This window comes from Pseudomonas sp. RIT409 (assembly GCF_003052515.2).
Classification (GTDB): domain Bacteria; phylum Pseudomonadota; class Gammaproteobacteria; order Pseudomonadales; family Pseudomonadaceae; genus Aquipseudomonas.
In genome coordinates this window covers 1-17,845 of the sequence record NZ_QARE02000027.1, presented here as the reverse complement: position 1 = coordinate 17,845, position 17,845 = coordinate 1, and the positions used below count along the sequence as shown (strand labels likewise).

The window sequence follows — 17,845 nt, the reverse complement described above, 5'->3', positions numbered from 1 at the left end:
CTGTGTGGGGCGGGCAAGAGGAACAGGGGCAAAGCGATGGCGCAGGTAAACCTCGAGCCGTCGCGGCTAGCTGCCGCGGTAGGTGGAATAGCTGTAGGGCGAAATCAACAAGGGGACGTGGTAGTGATCCTGGTTGGCGTCGATACCGAAACGCAGCACGACCACGTCGAGGAATGCCTGAACACCCAGCGTGACACCCTTGGCGCGGTAATAGTCCCCAGCGCTGAACTGAAGCTGATAGACCCCTGTCCGGTAGTCGTCGCCCTGCAAAAGCGGTGCGTCGCAACGACCATCGCCGTTAGTACGCGTCTGCGTCAGTTTTTCCAGACGTTCGCCCTCGACCCGATAAAGGACGATGTGGAGATCGCTGCCTGGACAGCCGTGCGCGGCATCCAGAACATGTGTGGTCAGTCTTCCCATGGCGTGTCGTGGCCTCACTTGGATTTCAGGTGGAATGCGCACTGTTTCGGTGCCTTTTGAGGGACACGACAGTGCAGACGATGGTTGATTAAGACACTTTAAGCGCAGATTGTACACAATTAAATGCTAGCCATACCCCTGAATCATCGACCGCGCGCGCAAAACGTCGAGCCCTCGGGCGTTTCGGAAAGTATTGAGGTTTTTGGACAGTTCCTGACCATTCAGGCAAGTTTCTTGCAGCGGGCATGGCAGTCGAAAAGATGAAAAAACAGCATTACAAATTGCGAATAAGGTTGTATACAATCTACCCATCGCCGCGGCGGTCCTGCCCTTTCCATCGACCGCCGCCACAGACAACACGTAGATAAGGAAGATTGCAGTGAGCGCCGACTATCCACGCGACCTGATCGGTTACGGCCGTAACCCGCCCCACCCACACTGGCCAGGCAACGCCCGTGTCGCGCTGTCGTTCGTACTCAACTACGAAGAAGGCGGCGAGCGCAACATTCTGCACGGTGACAAGGAATCTGAAGCCTTCCTGTCAGAGATGGTCGCGGCGCAACCGCTGCAAGGCCAACGCAACATGAGCATGGAGTCGCTGTACGAGTACGGCAGCCGTGCGGGCGTGTGGCGCATCCTCAAGCTGTTCAAGCAATTCGATATTCCGCTGACCATCTTCGCCGTGGCCATGGCCGCCCAGCGTCACCCGGACGTGATCCGCGCGATGGTTGAGGCCGGTCACGAGATTTGCAGCCACGGCTATCGCTGGATCGATTACCAATACATGGACGAGGCGCAAGAGCGCGAGCACATCCTTGAAGCGATCCGCATCCTCACCGAGCTGACCGGCGAGCGCCCGCTGGGCTGGTACACCGGCCGCACGGGCCCCAACACCCGACGCCTGGTGATGGAGGAAGGAGGCTTCCTCTATGACAGCGACACCTACGACGACGACCTGCCGTACTGGGAGCCGAACAGCCCAACCGGCAAACCCCATCTGGTGATCCCGTACACCCTGGACACCAACGACATGCGCTTCACTCAAGTGCAAGGCTTCAACAAGGGCGACGACTTCTTCGACTACCTCAAAGACGCGTTCGACGTGCTTTACGCCGAGGGTGCCGAGGCGCCGAAGATGCTGTCCATCGGTCTGCACTGCCGCCTGATTGGCCGCCCTGCCCGCCTGGCCTCGCTGCAACGCTTCCTGGAGTACGTCAAAGGTCACGAACAGGTGTGGTTCGCCCGCCGCGTCGAGATCGCTCGCCACTGGCATGACGTGCATCCGTTCCAGCCCACTGTGAAGGGAGCCGCCAAGTGAGCCGCTTTCAAACCCTGACGCCCTCTTCCCTGAGCCGCGAAGCTTTCGTCGAAGCCTTCGCCGACATCTACGAGCACTCGCCTTGGGTCGCTGAAAAAGCCTATGACCTGGGCCATGACGACGACATCGATGACATCGACGTCCTGCACGCCCGTATGAGCGACATCCTGTTGAGCGCTGATCACGCAATGCAACTGGCGCTGATCAACGCTCACCCGGATCTTGCCGGCAAAGCCGCCGTGCAAGGCCAACTGACCGAAGCCAGCACCCAAGAACAGGCTGGCGCCGGTATCCACCAATGCACGGCTGAAGAGTTTGCACGCTTCACCGAGCTGAACGACGCCTACAAGGCCAAGTTCAAGTTCCCCTTCATCATGGCGGTGAAAGGCAGCAACCGGCACCAGATCCTCGCGGCCTTCGAGACGCGCATTCACAACTCGGTGGACACCGAGTTCGCCTGCGCCCTGGCCGAGATCAACAAGATTGCCATGTTCCGATTGCAGGCCCTCTGACCGACCTTCTCCCACGCCCATTACTCAAGGCAGACAAAAAGAATGAAAGCTTACGCCGTACCCTTCGAAAAATTCGTCAACCTGGCCGACGCCCGTCTGGGCACCAAAATCCTGTCTGTGACCGACGATTGGTTCGCCGACGCCAACCGCCTGTTCCAGCCCACCCCAGCGGTGTGGAAAGAGGGCGTGTTCGACGACAACGGCAAGTGGATGGACGGCTGGGAATCGCGCCGCAAGCGTTTCGAAGGTTATGACAGCGCCGTGATCCGCCTGGGCGTAGCCGGTTCCATCAAGGGCGTGGACATCGACACCTCGTACTTCACCGGTAACTACCCGCCGTCGGCCTCGCTGGAAGCCTGCTTCCTGGCCTCGGGCGAGCCGGACGAAAACACCGTGTGGACCGAAGTCCTGCCGGCTGTCGAGTTGAAAGGCGACAGCCACCACTATCACGAAATCAGCGACACCCAGGCTTACAGCCACCTGCGTTTCAACATTTACCCCGACGGCGGCGTAGCGCGTCTGCGCGTGTACGGCGTGCCATTCCGTGACTGGTCGGCGGTGGGTGACAACGAGCAGGTGGACCTGGCGGCTGCCCTGAACGGTGGTCGCGCACTGGCGTGTTCCGATGAGCACTTCGGCCGCATGAGCAACATTCTCAACCCGGGCCGTGGAGTGAACATGGGCGACGGCTGGGAAACTGCACGTCGACGCACCCCGGGTAACGACTGGGTGATCGTCGCCCTGGGCCACGCCGGTGAAGTCGAGCAGATTGTCGTCGACACCCTGCACTTCAAAGGCAACTACCCAGACAGTTGCTCGATTCAGGGCGCGTTCGTCAAAGGCGGCACTGACAGCCAGATCGAAACCCAGAGCCTGTTCTGGCGCGAACTGCTGCCGAGCCAGAAACTGGAGATGCACGCAGAACACACGTTCGTCGAGCAGATCAAGGCGCTGGGCCCGATCACCCATATCCGCCTGAACGTGTTCCCGGACGGGGGCGTAAGCCGCTTGCGTGTGCTGGGCAAGGTGGCGAAGTAAACGCGTGACCTTGTAGGAGCGCGCCTGCCCGCGATTGCGTTATGCCTGTGCCAATTGTGGTGGCTGACACACCGCGTCGCGGGCAAGCGCGCTCCTACAGGAATTGCGCAAGACGCGTATTTATCTAGAACTTGAGAACAGAAGAACCCGCATGCGCAAACTGATTATCGAACCGTTGACCAAAGAAGCCTTCGCGCCTTTCGGTGATGTCATCGAAACCGACGGCAGCGATCACTTCATGATCAACAACGGCTCGACCATGCGCTTCCATCGGCTGGCCGAAGTTGAAACGGCGACGCCGGAAGACAAGGCGATCATCAGCATTTTCCGCGCCGACGCGCTGGACATGCCGTTGACCGTCAGCATGCTGGAACGCCATCCGCTGGGCAGCCAGGCGTTCATTCCGCTGCTCGGCAACCCTTTTCTGGTCGTGGTCGCGCCACTTGGCGATGCACCTGAACCAGAGCTGACCCGTGCCTTCATCACCAATGGCAGGCAGGGTGTTAATTACCATCGCGGCGTCTGGCACCACCCGGTGCTGACGATCGAAAAGCGGGATGACTTCCTGGTGGTTGATCGCAGTGGCAGTGGCCATAACTGCGATGAGCATTTCTTCGAAGAGAGTCAGAAGATGATTCTCGATCCCCACTAATAAGAAGGGCCTGGAAACTGGTCAGGCTCGCTCCAGAGGTTTTGACGCGAAGGTCAGGCAAGGCGAAAACAGCCTTGGAAGCGAAGTTTACGGGTGGTAAATGAGCATTCCGAGGCTGTTTTCAACGCCGCATCACCGAGTGGCAAGGCGTCTGGGACGAGCCTGGTGGCAAAGGGCAAACGGTAAAGACTGTGGCTGCACATCTGATGGAATGGCTGAATCTGGGCGTGCGCTGGATTCACATGATTGTCGGGATCGCCTGGATCGGGGCGTCCTTTTACTTCGTCTGGCTGGAGAACAACCTCAACCGCGCCAACCCCCGTGACGGCTTGTCCGGCGACCTGTGGGCGATTCACGGTGGCGGTATCTACCACCTGGAGAAATACAAACTGGCACCGCCGAAGATGCCGGACAACCTGCACTGGTTCAAATGGGAAGCCTACTGGACCTGGATGTCGGGGGTTGTGCTGCTGTGCATCGTGTTCTATTCCAACCCGACCCTTTACCTCTTGGCTCCCGGCAGCTCATTGAGTGGGGGCGAAGGCATCGCCATCGGCGTGGGCGCCCTGATCGCCAGTTGGTTCATCTATGACCTGCTCTGCGACTCACCGCTGGGCAAGCGCCCCGGCCTGCTGGGTCTGGTGCTCTTCGTGCTGATCATCGGCGCGTGCTACGGCTTCACCCAGGTGTTCAGTGGCCGAGGAGCCTATCTGCACACCGGCGCGATCATGGGCACGATCATGGTCGGTAACGTATTTCGCATCATCATGCCTGCCCAGCGTGCGCTCGTGGCCGCCATCGAGCAAAACCGCACGCCGGACCCGGCACTCCCCGCCAAAGGCCTGTTGCGTTCCCGCCACAACAACTACTTCACCCTGCCCGTGCTGTTCATCATGATCAGCAATCACTTTCCGAGCACCTACGGGAGCGCCTACAACTGGCTGATTCTGGCAGGCATCGCCGTGGTCGCAGTGCTGGTGCGTCATTACTTCAACACCCGTCATGACAGCAACCGCTTCGCCTGGGCGCTGCCCGTTGGCGCGTTGGGCATGATCTGCCTCGCCTACGTCACGGGGCCGGCGCAAATGCCGCGCGGCCCGGAGGTCGCGAAAATTCAGTACCAGCCGCTGCCCGCCACCGCGGTGGGCGGCCATCGTGCCGACGAGCCCAAGCCAGAAGTGGCTGCGGCGCCTGTCGCGGCGGCGGCAAACCCCCAGGCTCAGACGAGCGATGTTGACGGGGTGGATTTCCAGAAGGTCCACAGCGTGATTCAGGAGCGTTGCGCGGTCTGCCATTCGGCAAAACCGACCAGCCCCCTGTTCAGCAGCGCCCCGGCGGGCATCATGTTCGACACCCCGCAACAGATCCAGCAACTGGCGCCGCGCATCCAGGCTCAGGCGGTCACAGCGCAGATCATGCCATTGGGCAACATCACCCAGATGACCCAGCAGGAACGTGAGCTGTTGGGCAAGTGGATCGACAAGGGAGCACAGACGAACTGAAGCGGCACTTTGCCCCTCTAGGAGCGCGCTTGCCCGCGATTGCAATGTTCCTGTACCCCATGCGGTGACTGACACACCGCAATCGCGGGCAAGCGCGATCCTACGGAGATCGCATTGATCTGACGTACCGTTCCACCGCCCAGCCGCAACGGGCGCACTCAAAAACAAGAACAATGAGGTGTTGCATGTCCGAGTCAACTCACGCGCGCATCCCGGCCGCGCCGCCACGACAGCCCCTGCCGCTGATGCAACTGATATTGGTAGGCCTGCAACACGTGTTGTTAATGTACGGCGGCGCCGTCGCGGTGCCGCTGATCATTGGTCAGGCCGCAGGCCTGCCCCGTGAGGAAATCGCCTTTCTGATCAACGCCGACCTGCTCGTCGCGGGCGTCGCCACGATTGTGCAGTCGCTGGGCATCGGCCCATTGGGCATCCGCATGCCCATCATGATGGGCGCCAGCTTCGCGGCTGTTGGCAGCATGGTGGCCATGGCTGGCATGCCGGGGGTCGGTCTGACGGGCATCTTCGGTGCGACGATCGCCGCCGGTTTCTTCGGCATGCTGATCGCGCCGTTCATGTCGAAAATCGTGCGATTCTTTCCGCCCCTGGTCACCGGGACCGTGATCACCTCAATCGGCCTTTCACTGTTCCCGGTCGCGGTCAACTGGGCCGGTGGCGGCAGCAAAGCGGTAAGCTTCGGCGACCCGCTTTACTTGGGGGTGGCCGCGTTGGTGCTGCTGACGATCCTGTTGATCAACCGCTTTTTGCGGGGCTTCTGGGTCAATGTCTCGGTGCTGATCGGCATGGGCCTGGGTTACGTACTCTCGGGCGTGATCGGCATGGTGGACTTGAGCGGCCTGGCGCAGACCGAATGGGTGAAAGTGGTCACGCCGCTGCATTTTGGCTTGCCGACCTTCAGCCTCGCGCCGATCCTTTCGATGTGCTTGGTGGTGGTGATCATTTTCGTCGAGTCCACGGGCATGTTTCTGGCCTTGGGCAAGATCACCGACCGCGAGGTGACGCCGGGCATGCTTCGCCGCGGCCTGTCGTGCGATGCTGCCGCGTCGTTCGTTGCAGGCTTTTTCAATACGTTTACCCACTCTTCCTTCGCTCAGAACATCGGCCTGGTGCAGATGACCGGCGTGCGCTGTCGCTCGGTGACGCTGGTCGCCGGGGGATTTCTGGTGCTATTGAGTCTTCTGCCGAAAGCCGCCTACCTGGTGGCCTCGATTCCCCCCGCCGTGCTCGGCGGCGCCGCGATCGCCATGTTTGGCATGGTCGCCGCGACAGGAATCAAGATCCTGCAGGAGGCGGATATCGCTGACCGACGCAACCAATTGCTGGTGGCCGTCAGCACCGGCATGGGCCTGATACCGGTGGTGCGTCCGGAGTTTTTCAGCCAGTTGCCTGGTTGGATGGGCCCCATCACTCACAGCGGGATCGCCATGGCCACCCTCAGCGCCGTGCTGCTCAACCTGTTGTTCAATGTGTTGGGCGGCGCAGAACGTGCAGCCATGGCCGGGCCCTCGCCCTCCCATTGAAGCGTCTTGCCCTGTTTTCGCCTCACGTGCTCCGTCAAAGAGCACTTGAGGGCGATGGCGCGAGCCAGTATTCTCCGCCGCCGCTCGAAATCAGTGCCTGACCCTCCACAAAAATAATCTGACCGAACCGACAACTAACCAGTCGCCGTACGCATCCTCGAAAAGGCTCTCGAAAAACCCCGTTTCGGCTGTCGTCATGACAGCCGGCGAGACTTTTTCGTCTTTTTTCAGGGTCTTGGCGCAGGTCTTGCTGTCCGTAACAAGTTGACCGAATGGACAACTAAATCGGCAAGAAACAAGACGCCGCAACAGAGCGTCCCTCTATCGAAACAACGACTTTGACCAAGGGAGTCAACATGAATCGCACGCTTTCCAGCCTTGTGGCCGCAGGCAGTCTGCTGGCCGCCACTCCGGCGATGTCCGGCGACTTGCTGCAATGGCAGAGCAACAGCTTGACGTATCTCTACGGCAAGAACTTCGCCGTGAACCCGGAAATTCAACAGACGTTCACCTTCGAACATGCTGATAGCTGGAAATATGGCGACAATTTCCTGTTCGTCGACAACATTTTCTACAACGGCAAAAAAGATGCGGGCGTGGGCAACAACACCCTCTATGGCGAGTTTTCTCCTCGCCTGTCCATGGGTAAGATTTTCGACCGCAAGTTCGAACTGGGGCCGATCAAGGACGTGCTGCTGGCAGGAACCTATGAATTCGGCGAGGGCGATGTCGAATCGACGCTAATCGGGCCGGGGTTCGATCTCGATATCCCCGGATTCGATTATTTCCAGTTGAACTTTTATAAGCGCTACAACGATGGCCACCGTGCCGGTTACGGCGCCTGGCAGATTACCCCGGTCTGGTCATACACCATCCCGGTGGGCAAATCCGACATTCTGATCGACGGGTTCATGGACTGGGTCGTGGACAACAAACAGTCCAACAGCAAAGGCGATTACCACTCGAACCTGCACTTCAACCCACAGATCAAATACGACCTGGGCAAAGCGATGAGCCTGCCTGAGAGACAACTGTACGTCGGTATCGAGTATGACTACTGGACTAACAAGTACGGGATTAATGATACCCGGTATTTTGATACGGATCAGAACACGGCGAGTTTGTTGGTGAAGGTGTTTTTCTAATCCTGAAAGGCGCTGCAACCAAGAGGTTGCAGCGCTCCGATGCGACACGGGAATTAATCCCTCCTCAATTTTTGATATTCTCTACTGTCTGGTCTCTCTACTACGACGGATACGCTGGTATTCTAGGTGCAAGCTTAATGCAGCGTAAGTCAAGCTGTCCGCATTTTCCACCGCCATCCTGGCGGCGATAATCGGATACTTGTTGAACGCTTCGAGCGCTCCCCCCACGCCTCTAAGAGGCGCGCCGCCGTTAAGCACTTCAACCCGCTTAAAGAACTGACCGTAAAAGCTTCGGTGTTGATAGAGATAGCCAATAGTTAACCCGCCGCTCACGATATGATCTGATACGCCTTGTTGTTTCAGGGCTATGCTATTACCTTGTTTGTCTTTCATCGTCGCCACACCCGTTTCCCATAGATAAAAATGATCCAGGGTTCCCGACGGCTCTGACACACCGTATCGGTTGATTTTAATGAGATGCGACAACTCATGCCCCAGAAAGAGGGCTAAATCCGAACGAGGAATCTGACGAACATTTATAAATATTCGACCATGTGGATCGCGCTGATAGACATGCGCACTTTCATCCGGGTTCTTCGGTACGATACCCACCGCTTTGTCCATGCCCCAATCGCTCGCGTACTTCAGTGCAAGATCTGAAATAGCTGCGAATGTGTGTTTGACTGCTACAAACACTTCCGGCCATTCCGCACCAAAATAATTTTGAAGGATCGGCTGCGACTCCCTTGGGTGATTCGATAGCATCGTCTGGGCATTCACGAACATCTGATTTACCTCAGCGAAGCTATTACGTACTTTGTCATCCACCGTGGTAGGAAATTCAGATAAACCTCTCCAGTGGATCACGTTTCCGATAACAGCCTCTGTTTGTTCATATTTGTCATTCAGACCTTCATATACACGACCGTCCGATTCTTTATTCGTCAGTGGAGAATTTCCTACGAAGGCGTACCTATTCAAACCCTGCACATCCCCCGCTGGATCCGGATTCACCCACCGCTGCATCCAAGGCGCGTAATACCGAAACCCGTAGTAATAAAGTCCCGTCGCGTCACGCGCTTTCCCTGAATACCGCACGGTCTTGTACGTTGCCTCAACCGTACTTCGCCCCGCCCACCAAGCCGTCCCGCCAAACGGGTAATAACCTTCGTGACTGATCAACTGTGCGTATTGATCAAGTTCCAGTGAGCTCGAGCCCAAGTGATCAGTGAGGCTGTAGCGCAACTGATCATTTCCGATACCGTCGGGTTTGCCGGATTCCCAATGCAACAGCCTCACACTGTTGCGCCCCGCTTCTACGATAAGCACATGCCGCACTTCACCGGTTGCATCGTTGCGATGAATTTCCAGCCCCGGCAAGTAACGCACCTCGGCAGTCAGCGTGCGACTGCGCGCCTGATTCACCCGCACCTTGCGCACCCGTTGCCCCTCGCCGTCATAGCGGTAAAGCTCGCAGTCATCCGGCTCCTGGTCGCGCTTCACCGAAGTGACTTCGCTCAACTGGTTGCGCGCATCCCATGCCATTGCCTGACCCGGTTGCAGCGCTTTGAGGTTGCCGTTGCCGTCGAACGCTTCGGCGATCTGATCGTCATCGGGCAACGAGCCATCCGCCCTTTGCGGCAAACTTCGGTTGCTCGTCGACGACACCGCCATGCGCCGGCTTTCGGCCCCGGAATGGTGCCGAGTGAGCAGGTTGCCCCCAGCGTCATATTCAAAGCGCTGGATGTAATGGCTGAGCTTGGCGGGATCGAGCGGCAAGGGGTGAAGGTCAGGCATTCCGGGCAAATGGGAAGCCGGCGCGACTTCACGCCCTGTGGCCTCGATCAGTTGGTAAAGGCTGTCGTAGACGTAACGGTCGACTGGCTCGACCCGTTGATTGCGGAAGAACGAAACGGGCAGGGTCGCGTCTTCGAGGCTGACCACGTTGCCTACCGGATCGTAGGCGTAGTTCAGATCTTGCAGGCCGTGCCCGTCAGGCGACATCGCCAGCACGCGGGTCAGCCGCCCATCTTGTGGGTCGTAGAAAGACCGGCTGACAACGCCGTTGCCGCAGGTTTCACTTTCGACCGCCGCCGATGCGTTGTAGCGGATATCGCTGACCAGCGTCTGAACCTGCTTGCGCTCTCCAGACTGAAGGGTCACCCGCTCGACTTGACCAGCGATGGTGTGCCCCCTCGCCTGTCGATTCCCCTGCGCGTCTCGTTGCCCGATTGTCTCCGCCAGCGCATTGAATGCCGTCGTGGTCAGGTACGCCTCGCCTCCGAGCAATCGATCCCGCTGCACAGCGTCTTCAGGCCAATCGGGGATGTCGAGCGCCGCCAGGAAACGCCGCTGCTGAAGCAGCACCGTGTCGGACACACCATAGTCAGCAATGTCCAGCGACCCACTGCCGTCGTCCCGTCGCACCAGTCGACCACACTGATTGTGATCAGCAGCTTGCTGACTGGCGTCGCCATAGGTGCAACGTTCGATCACTGTTTGAGCTTGTCCGGGCAGTTGCTCAGCGAGCTGAGTGGGGCGCAGCGACTCGTCATAGCGGCTCGAAAGCTGGCGGCCGCGTTCATCCCAGCCGACCAGGACCTGACCTGCTTCGCCAGGCAGCTCTATCCGCCAACCCGCGTCAGCGCTTTCAACCAGAAGGCGCAGGCCAGTCAGGCTGTAAACGGTCGACGGGTGGGACTCGACACGTCGAGGGTCGGTTATCGAGGCCACCCGTCCCGCCTGATCCCACCGTCGGCATGTGATTCGCGGTTCGATGTCCGCCTGCACGTTCGCGCGAAAGAGTGCGATCTGACGCACCGGCAATGCGCGTGCATCGAAAGCGATCAATGAAGGCGTATGGGAATGGAGATGCATGTGCCGACGTCCGTGTTTAGCTTGTCATTCAAGGCTAGACGCATACGCGGCAACGGGTGCCTAGGCAAGACGTGCGGTCGACACGCAGGCTTGGTTTGCAGCAATCGCTCACCCGCCAACGGAACGGGTGTCAGCGCACGGTTCAACGGCGAGAGCCGATCGCCAGGCCGGCGAATCAATTCGACTCCCACGGCAACGGCTTGCCCGCTCGCACCTTGGCATTGAGCGCGCGCAATAGATCCAGGGGATCACGGTCTTTCATCGCATGACTCTGCTCGTCCACCCAGGTCATGACCTGCTGCCGATCGAGGGTCGGTCGGCGGTGCAGGATTTCCACCAGTTGCCGCTCACAGTGCTGGGCATAGGCGACCACACTGGAAAATAAAGGACTGTTCATGCTCGACACCTCGTCACCCACTACCCGTTCAGGCCTTGAAAAGGCGCCAGATGGTCCCCGCTTGCGCAACCTTACCACTGGCGCCGGTGCGGTAAACAGAGGGTGCACATAAAGCCGCGGGCGGACCGCAATCTTGAGCGGGTCGCGAGGCCGGTGCTAACATTCGCCACCGCCGAGCAGGCAAGGACCTTCCGCTTTATGAGCAGCATCCGCGAGCGCAACAAAGAATTGATCCTGCGCGCAGCCAGCGAAGAATTTGCCGATAAGGGCTTCGCTGCCAGCAAGACCAGCGACATCGCCGCCAAGGCTGGCGTCCCCAAGCCCAACGTCTACTACTACTTCAAATCGAAGGAAAACCTCTATCGCGAGGTGCTGGAGAGCATCATCGAACCGATCATGCAGGCCTCCACGCCCTTCAACCGTGAGGGGGCTCCCGCCGAGGTGTTGAGTGGCTACATCCGTTCGAAGATCCGGATTTCACGTGACCTGCCCTTCGCGTCCAAGGTGTTCGCCAGTGAAATCATGCACGGCGCGCCGCACCTCACCCCTGGGCAAGTGGCGCAGCTCAACGATCAGGCGCGCCACAATATCGAGTGCATTCAAGCGTGGATAGACGACGGTCTGATTGCGCCACTGGACCCGCATCACCTGATGTTCAGTATCTGGGCCGCGACCCAGACGTACGCGGACTTCGACTGGCAGATTTCCACCGTGACCGGCAAGCCAAAGCTGGATGACGCCGACTACGAAGCCGCCGCCCAGACCATCATTCGCATGGTCCTGAAAGGCTGCGAGCCTGATCGCTGATCAGGCTTTCCCCGTTTGAAGGGCCTTGTCCACGCCATCGAGCAACTGGCCGAAACTCCAGGGTTTGCGGATGAATGTCACGGGGTGCTGCACCCCCGAACTCTCGGGTGTTTCATGACCGGACATGATCAGGATCGGAATCTGCGGCCACTTGTTGCCTGAAAGGTTCGCCAGATCGGCGCCGTTCAAGGCGCCAGGCATCAAGATATCGGTCAGCAGCAACGACACGCGGTCGGCGTGGTCGTCCAGAAATTTCGCGGCATCGTCGGCATTTTCCAGCGCGTAAGTGGTAAATCCCTCGTCGCCCAGAATCTCACAGACGAAATCACGAATGATCGACTCATCTTCAACCACCAGAATGAGTCCCTTTTGCTGCCCGTTCGCTGCCATTTGCGCTACACCCACGATAATTCTTCCCATTGCGTGCCCGGCCGGCCCTGTCCTGGACTCGGGTTGTTGTCGGTACTGTGAGCGGCGCGCGCGCAGGAAATTCCATCCGCTCGACAGATTTGTTTGCAAAGGGGATGGTTTTGAGGGGGCTGGCTATGCAGCGGCAAATAAAAAAACCCGCCGAAGCGGGTTTTGCAACACCGTCCAACTTCCTGTTGGCCGCCAATGCCTGGCAACGGTCGATCGTCCCTGATCCTGCAGCCATCCGTTGCTGCAGTTGATGGATCCAATGTATCGCACACATGGGATCCAACCTATAGCCAATGACTTCACTTCGTGTAAGCCTTTTGCCATACCTGTAATAAATCTGACGTCATTTTTTAGACGCGCCCCACCATCGATACGACGATTCGGCCTTACACGACGACTCGCATCGCAATGAGTGCCCTGCCCCCTCACGTTTGCCTGCGGCATGCCGAGATGCTTTATAACAGCGACCCTTTTGGGCATCGGTGTGCCAGGCAGTAGCGGCTGGCAGACCGATGGCCCCAGCGGTCCGCGCCATAAAAAGAACAATGAACGGAGTGACGGTCATGAATATGCGCAATCTTTCGATCAGTCGGCGGCTGTGGCTGATCCTCATCGTCGCTGTGTTGATGTTGTTCACGCTGGCCGTGGCCATGCTCAAGCAGATCCATGACGATCTTTACGAGGCCAAGTCCCAGAAAACCATGCATGTGGTCCAGACGGCGAGTGGTTTGCTCGAGTACTACCAAGGCCTTGAAAGCGCCGGGACGCTGAGCCGAGAGCAGGCGCAGCAACAGGCGATGGACGCCATACGAGGCCTGCGCTACAACCAGACCGACTATTTCTGGATCAACGACTTGCGCCCTTTCATGATCATGCACCCCGCCAACCCTAAACTGGTGGGGCAGGATCTGTCCGGCATCAAGGACCCGGACGGCTTCCAGGTCTTCAATGAAATCGTCGCAGTCGCCAAGGCCAAGGGCGCAGGCATCGTGAATTACCGCTGGCCGAAACCGGGTGCCAGTGATCCGGTACAAAAGACTTCCTACGTGTCGCTGTTCACGCCTTGGGGGTGGGTCATCGGGTCAGGCGTCTATGTCGACGACGTGCAGGCCGAGTTCAGGCAGCAAGTGATCAAGGCGCTGTCGATCAGTACCGCCATCATCCTCCTGATGGCGGTGCTGTTGACCCTCATCGGCCGCAGCATCGCCGGGCCGCTGAAGGCCACCGTCGAGGCGATGGCCAATATCGCCAGCGGGGAAAGCGATCTGACCCGCAGCCTGGAAACTCGGGGCAAGGACGAAGTCACTCAACTGGCGACGCACTTCAATGCCTTCACGGCCAAGTTGCGCCGGGTCATCAACGATCTACAGCTGTCGGCGACCGCTCTGGGCAATGCCTCCGGTGAAATGGGCAGCAACGCTGAGCAGGCCCAGCAGCGGAGCCAGCAGCAATCGCTGCAAATGGAACAGGTGGCCACCGCGGTGAACGAGGTGACCTACGGTGTGCAGGACGTGGCGAAAAACGCCGAGCACGCCGCCAGTGAAATGCGTAACGCCGAGTCCCAGGCTCAGCAAGGCCAAGCGAATATCGACAGCAGCCTCAAGCAGATCGGCCACCTGTCCGGCACCATCGATCAGGCGGTGGAAGTGATCCGGACGCTGTCCAGCGAAAGCACTCAGATCGGTGGGGTGCTGGAAGTCATCAGTTCCATCGCCGAGCAGACCAACCTGCTGGCCCTGAACGCCGCCATCGAAGCCGCGCGCGCTGGCGACCAGGGCCGCGGCTTTGCCGTGGTAGCCGACGAGGTCCGCTTGCTGGCGCAGCGCACGCAGAAGTCCACGGCCGAGATCCAGGCGATGATTGAACGCCTGCAGTCTCACTCCGACGCTGCGGTGAAAGTGATCGGCGACAGCAGCCGCTCATCGCAATTGACCATCGAGCAGGCTCACCTCGCGGGCCAGAGCCTGACGTCCATCAGTCAGGCGCTGCGCAACCTCAACGGCCTCAACGCTTCGATTGCCAGCGCCACGCTGCAGCAATCCCATGTGGTTGAGGACATCAATCAGAATGTGACCCAAGCGGCGCAGTTGTCTCAAAGCACAGCCATCGCCGCGGAACAGTCCAGCGCGGCCAGCGCGCAACTCAAAGGCCTGAGCGAGCAACTGAACGCGTTGCTGCGGCAGTTCCGGATCTGAACCGCGCAGCAGGTTGCCCGCTTTACCGCGGGCAGCCTTCCTGCCGACAGGCCACATACGCGTTCAGCTGCTCGACACGGATTTTCGTGTGTGCGGCCAGGCACTGTGCCTGGGCAAGAGGCCACATGGAACCTGAGTTCTCCCGCTTGCCGACCTGATACTGGCAGTCGGCGTCGCGAAAGGCGATCCACTTCTTCTGCGCGTCCTGCAACGCTTTTTTCTTCTCCGGACTCTTGAGTTCCGCCATCTGGGTCTTGTACTGGCGGTTCAATTCCGCGTCGAGCGTGGCGTATTCCTGGCCCGCGCATTGATTCATCGCCGCCTGAGTATCACCGCACTCGGCGGCCTGAACCGTGCAGCCGATGCCCCATGTCATGAACACCGCCAATGCCATCTGGATGTGGCGCATGAAAACCTCCTTTTTCCATTTCAATGTTTATCCGCCGCACAAGGGTACACTGCATGCACTGCAACCACCTGAGCGCCAGCGCTCCTTCCTCAGACATAAAAAAACCGGCCAGTGTTGCCCTGGCCGGTTTTTCGTTCGTTCGCCCTCAGTCCAACATGCCCACGTAGCCCGGTTGTTGCTTGACCCGCTCCAGCCAGGCTTCGATCGCCGGGAACTGGCTCAGGTCGAAACCGCCCTGATGGGCGACATGGGTATAGGCGAAAAGCGCGATGTCGGCGATCGAAAACTGGTCGCCCACCAGGAACGGCGTGCGCACGAGCTGTTTCTCCATCACCTTGAGCGCCTTGTAGCCGCGTTTCTGCAACACGCGATACTCTTCCAGCCGCGCCTCGGGCAGCCCCAGATAGAACTGGATGAACCGCGCGACGGCGATTGTCGGTTCATGGCTGTACTGCTCGAAAAACTGCCATTGCAGCATCTGCGTGCGCAGGCGCGGTTCGGTCAGCAGGTACGGCGTCCCCTCGGCGAGGAAATTGAGAATCGCGTTGGATTCCCACAGACAGGTGCCATCTTCCAGTTCAAGCACAGGGATTTTGCCGTTTGGGTTCTTTTCCAGAAACGCTTCGGTTTCGGTTTCGCCCTTGAGAATGTCGATCGGCACCCATTCGTAGGCTGCGCCCAACAGGTTGAGCATCAACTTGATCTTGTAGCAGTTGCCCGAGTTGTAATCGCCGTAAACCTTGTACATCTGCTGCTCTCCCCTCAATGCTGCGATGGTGCGTCTGGGTAATGTATCAGGCCGCCAGGGCCGCTTGCGCCTGTTTGATCACGCCGGCCAGCCGCTTCAGCCCTTCGTCGAGCCGCTGCGGGTCGATATGGCTGAAGTTAAGGCGCAAGTAGCCTGGGTTGGCATCCGGATCGGTAAAGAACGGCTCGCCGGGCATGAACGCCACGTTCTGCGCCAAGGCGGCATTGAGCACGGTGCGCGTGTCGAGCGTCTGGTTGAGCTTCAACCAGAAGAACAGGCCGCCCTGGGGACTGTTCCACTGCGCCAGGTCACTGAAATGACGCTGCAGTGCCGCTTCGAACTGATCGCGTCGAGTGCGGTAAAACGTTCGCAGTTCGTCCAGATGCTGGGCGTAACGTTCGCTGCCGATCCACTGCAACGCTTGCCACTGGCCGACGCGGTTGGTGTGCAGATCCGATGCCTGCTTGAGTTTCAGCAAGTGTGGGAACAGGTCCGGCGAAGCGATCAGGAAGCCTACGCGCAAACCCGGCATCAGGGTTTTCGACACGGTCCCGGTGTAGATCCAGCTCGCCCGCTTCAGCCGCCCCGCGATAGGCCGCGCACTGCCGCCATCGAATGTCAGGTCGCGGTAGGGCTCGTCTTCGATCAGGGTCACGTTGAATTCATCCAGCAATGCTGCCACCGCATCGCGTGCATTTTCGCTGTAGCGCACGGCGGACGGGTTCTGGAACGTCGGGATCAGGTAAGCGAACGACGGCGCATGGCGCTGCAGGCGCTGGCGCAGAACGTCCAGGTCGGGGCCATCGGCGCACAGGGGGACGGTCAGGCAGTCGGCGCCGAACAGTTGGAAAATCTGCAGCGCAGCCAGATACGTCGGCGCCTCGAGCAGAATTTCGGTGCCTTTGTCGATGTACAACTTGGCGGCAAGGTCCAGCGTCTGTTGCGAGCCGCTGACAATCATCACCTGACTGGCCTCGCAGGCAATACCCAAGGCACGCGCCTGAGCGGCAAGCGCCTCGCGCAACTGCGGTTCACCTTCGCTCATACCGTACTGGCCGATGCTGCGGGGCATCTGGGCCCACTCGCTCTGCGGCAACATGGTTTCGGCAGGCAAACCACCGGCGAAGGACATCATCTCGGGCCGCTGTGCCGCGGCGAGGATTTCGCGAATCAAAGAACTCTTCAAACGGGTTACGCGTTCGGAAAAAGCCATGAGATTCCCCCTGGCGGACATCGTTGGAAATAAGTCAAACTGCTTGACCAAACTTACGATGTCGCACGCGGATACGTCAATATGCTTGACCTTAAAAATGCATCGACTCAACAGATCGCCATGGAAGCGTTCTTCTTCGGCTATCAGGCGTTCACTGCCAAGGCCGACGAAATGCTCGACCGGCGCGGCCTGAGCCGTGTGCACCAGCGCATCGTGTTTTTCATCGCTCGCTACCCGGGGCTGAGTGTCAAGCAATTGCTGAGCGTGTTGGGGGTGAGCAAGCAGGCCTTGAACACGCCGCTGCGCCAATTGGTGGAGATGGAACTGGTGCTGAGCGTCACGCCTGATGACGACAAGCGCAAACGCCTGCTGCAGCTGACGGCGGAAGGTGCCAGATTCGAGGAGTCTTTACGCCGTGAGCAGGTGAAGTTGCTGCAACGGGTGTTTGCAGAAGCGGGTCGTGAAGCGGTGGATGGGTGGTTGGCGGTCAATCAGGCATTGGGCAGTACGCTCAATCGCGGTTGATTCCGGGTTTCAGCGAGCTGATGGTTTCATCGATGGGGTTGAGAGCGGGGGCAGATCCGTTGGCGCGTGGGCTGGGAGCTGGGGTTTCGCTCTTTGCGGGCGACTCTATTTTGTTCTTGCCAAAAA

General features: G+C 59.1%; 17 protein-coding genes. 10 read left to right on the top strand and 7 right to left on the bottom strand.

Annotated features, from left to right (window positions below; translation table 11 throughout):
* Nucleotides 1–66 precede the first annotated feature (66 nt).
* Complete coding sequence (gene uraH, locus DBP26_RS23985; protein WP_108240028.1) at nucleotides 67–420, bottom strand: hydroxyisourate hydrolase; 354 nt, start codon at nucleotides 418–420, stop codon at nucleotides 67–69.
* Nucleotides 421–799: 379 nt separating this feature from the next.
* Between uraH and puuE the strand changes: the two genes are divergently transcribed.
* From puuE to DBP26_RS23950, 7 genes are all read left to right on the top strand, one after another.
* Nucleotides 800–1,738, top strand: coding sequence for an allantoinase PuuE (gene puuE / locus DBP26_RS23980; RefSeq protein WP_108240029.1), 939 nt, complete (start codon nucleotides 800–802; stop codon nucleotides 1,736–1,738).
* Nucleotides 1,735–2,250 carry a 2-oxo-4-hydroxy-4-carboxy-5-ureidoimidazoline decarboxylase gene (gene uraD / locus DBP26_RS23975; protein WP_108240030.1) on the top strand — a complete coding sequence of 172 codons (516 nt, stop codon included), beginning with the start codon at nucleotides 1,735–1,737 and terminating at the stop codon, nucleotides 2,248–2,250. Before puuE ends, uraD begins: the two co-directional genes overlap by 4 nt.
* A 42-nt stretch (nucleotides 2,251–2,292) precedes the next feature.
* Entirely contained in the window at nucleotides 2,293–3,288 is a 996-nt protein-coding gene (gene alc / locus DBP26_RS23970) for an allantoicase (RefSeq protein ID WP_108240031.1), read from the top strand.
* Nucleotides 3,289–3,439: 151 nt separating this feature from the next.
* Nucleotides 3,440–3,940 carry an ureidoglycolate lyase gene (locus DBP26_RS23965; RefSeq protein WP_108240032.1) on the top strand — a complete coding sequence of 167 codons (501 nt, stop codon included), beginning with the start codon at nucleotides 3,440–3,442 and terminating at the stop codon, nucleotides 3,938–3,940.
* A gap of 191 nt (nucleotides 3,941–4,131) precedes the next feature.
* Nucleotides 4,132–5,442, top strand: coding sequence for a urate hydroxylase PuuD (locus tag DBP26_RS23960; RefSeq protein WP_108240033.1), 1,311 nt, complete (start codon nucleotides 4,132–4,134; stop codon nucleotides 5,440–5,442).
* Between the two features lie 185 nt (nucleotides 5,443–5,627).
* Nucleotides 5,628–6,983: a nucleobase:cation symporter-2 family protein gene (locus tag DBP26_RS23955; protein WP_108240034.1), complete on the top strand. Its 1,356-nt coding sequence runs from the start codon at nucleotides 5,628–5,630 to the stop codon at nucleotides 6,981–6,983.
* Nucleotides 6,984–7,339: 356 nt separating this feature from the next.
* On the top strand, nucleotides 7,340–8,128 hold the full coding sequence (locus DBP26_RS23950; protein ID WP_108240035.1) for an outer membrane protein OmpK: 789 nt from the start codon (nucleotides 7,340–7,342) through the stop codon (nucleotides 8,126–8,128).
* Between the two features lie 81 nt (nucleotides 8,129–8,209).
* Here the strand turns inward: DBP26_RS23950 and DBP26_RS23945 are convergent, their stop codons facing one another.
* Nucleotides 8,210–11,005, bottom strand: a complete 2,796-nt coding sequence (locus tag DBP26_RS23945; protein ID WP_108240036.1) for an RHS repeat-associated core domain-containing protein — start codon at nucleotides 11,003–11,005, stop codon at nucleotides 8,210–8,212.
* A gap of 175 nt (nucleotides 11,006–11,180) precedes the next feature.
* Nucleotides 11,181–11,402, bottom strand: coding sequence for a hypothetical protein (locus DBP26_RS23940; protein ID WP_108240037.1), 222 nt, complete (start codon nucleotides 11,400–11,402; stop codon nucleotides 11,181–11,183).
* A gap of 198 nt (nucleotides 11,403–11,600) precedes the next feature.
* Between DBP26_RS23940 and DBP26_RS23935 the strand changes: the two genes are divergently transcribed.
* A complete protein-coding gene (locus DBP26_RS23935; protein WP_108240038.1) occupies nucleotides 11,601–12,209 on the top strand; it encodes a TetR/AcrR family transcriptional regulator in 609 nt (202 codons plus the stop codon).
* Here the strand turns inward: DBP26_RS23935 and DBP26_RS23930 are convergent, their stop codons facing one another.
* On the bottom strand, nucleotides 12,210–12,629 hold the full coding sequence (locus DBP26_RS23930) for a response regulator (RefSeq protein WP_256602051.1): 420 nt from the start codon (nucleotides 12,627–12,629) through the stop codon (nucleotides 12,210–12,212). It abuts the gene before it with no gap.
* Between the two features lie 563 nt (nucleotides 12,630–13,192).
* Between DBP26_RS23930 and DBP26_RS23925 the strand changes: the two genes are divergently transcribed.
* Nucleotides 13,193–14,824: a methyl-accepting chemotaxis protein gene (locus DBP26_RS23925; RefSeq protein WP_108240040.1), complete on the top strand. Its 1,632-nt coding sequence runs from the start codon at nucleotides 13,193–13,195 to the stop codon at nucleotides 14,822–14,824.
* A 22-nt stretch (nucleotides 14,825–14,846) separates the two neighbouring features.
* Here the strand turns inward: DBP26_RS23925 and DBP26_RS23920 are convergent, their stop codons facing one another.
* The 3 genes from DBP26_RS23920 to DBP26_RS23910 form a co-directional block, all read right to left on the bottom strand.
* Nucleotides 14,847–15,233: a lysozyme inhibitor LprI family protein gene (locus tag DBP26_RS23920; protein WP_108240041.1), complete on the bottom strand. Its 387-nt coding sequence runs from the start codon at nucleotides 15,231–15,233 to the stop codon at nucleotides 14,847–14,849.
* A 145-nt stretch (nucleotides 15,234–15,378) separates the two neighbouring features.
* Entirely contained in the window at nucleotides 15,379–15,981 is a 603-nt protein-coding gene (locus DBP26_RS23915) for a glutathione S-transferase family protein (protein WP_108240042.1), read from the bottom strand.
* 46 nt (nucleotides 15,982–16,027) lie between these two features.
* Nucleotides 16,028–17,194 carry a PLP-dependent aminotransferase family protein gene (locus tag DBP26_RS23910; protein ID WP_108240043.1) on the bottom strand — a complete coding sequence of 389 codons (1,167 nt, stop codon included), beginning with the start codon at nucleotides 17,192–17,194 and terminating at the stop codon, nucleotides 16,028–16,030.
* Nucleotides 17,195–17,275: 81 nt separating this feature from the next.
* On the opposite strand from DBP26_RS23910, the gene DBP26_RS23905 reads away from it, so the two are divergent.
* Nucleotides 17,276–17,719: a MarR family transcriptional regulator gene (locus DBP26_RS23905; RefSeq protein ID WP_108240044.1), complete on the top strand. Its 444-nt coding sequence runs from the start codon at nucleotides 17,276–17,278 to the stop codon at nucleotides 17,717–17,719.
* The last annotated feature ends 126 nt before the right edge of the window (nucleotides 17,720–17,845 follow it).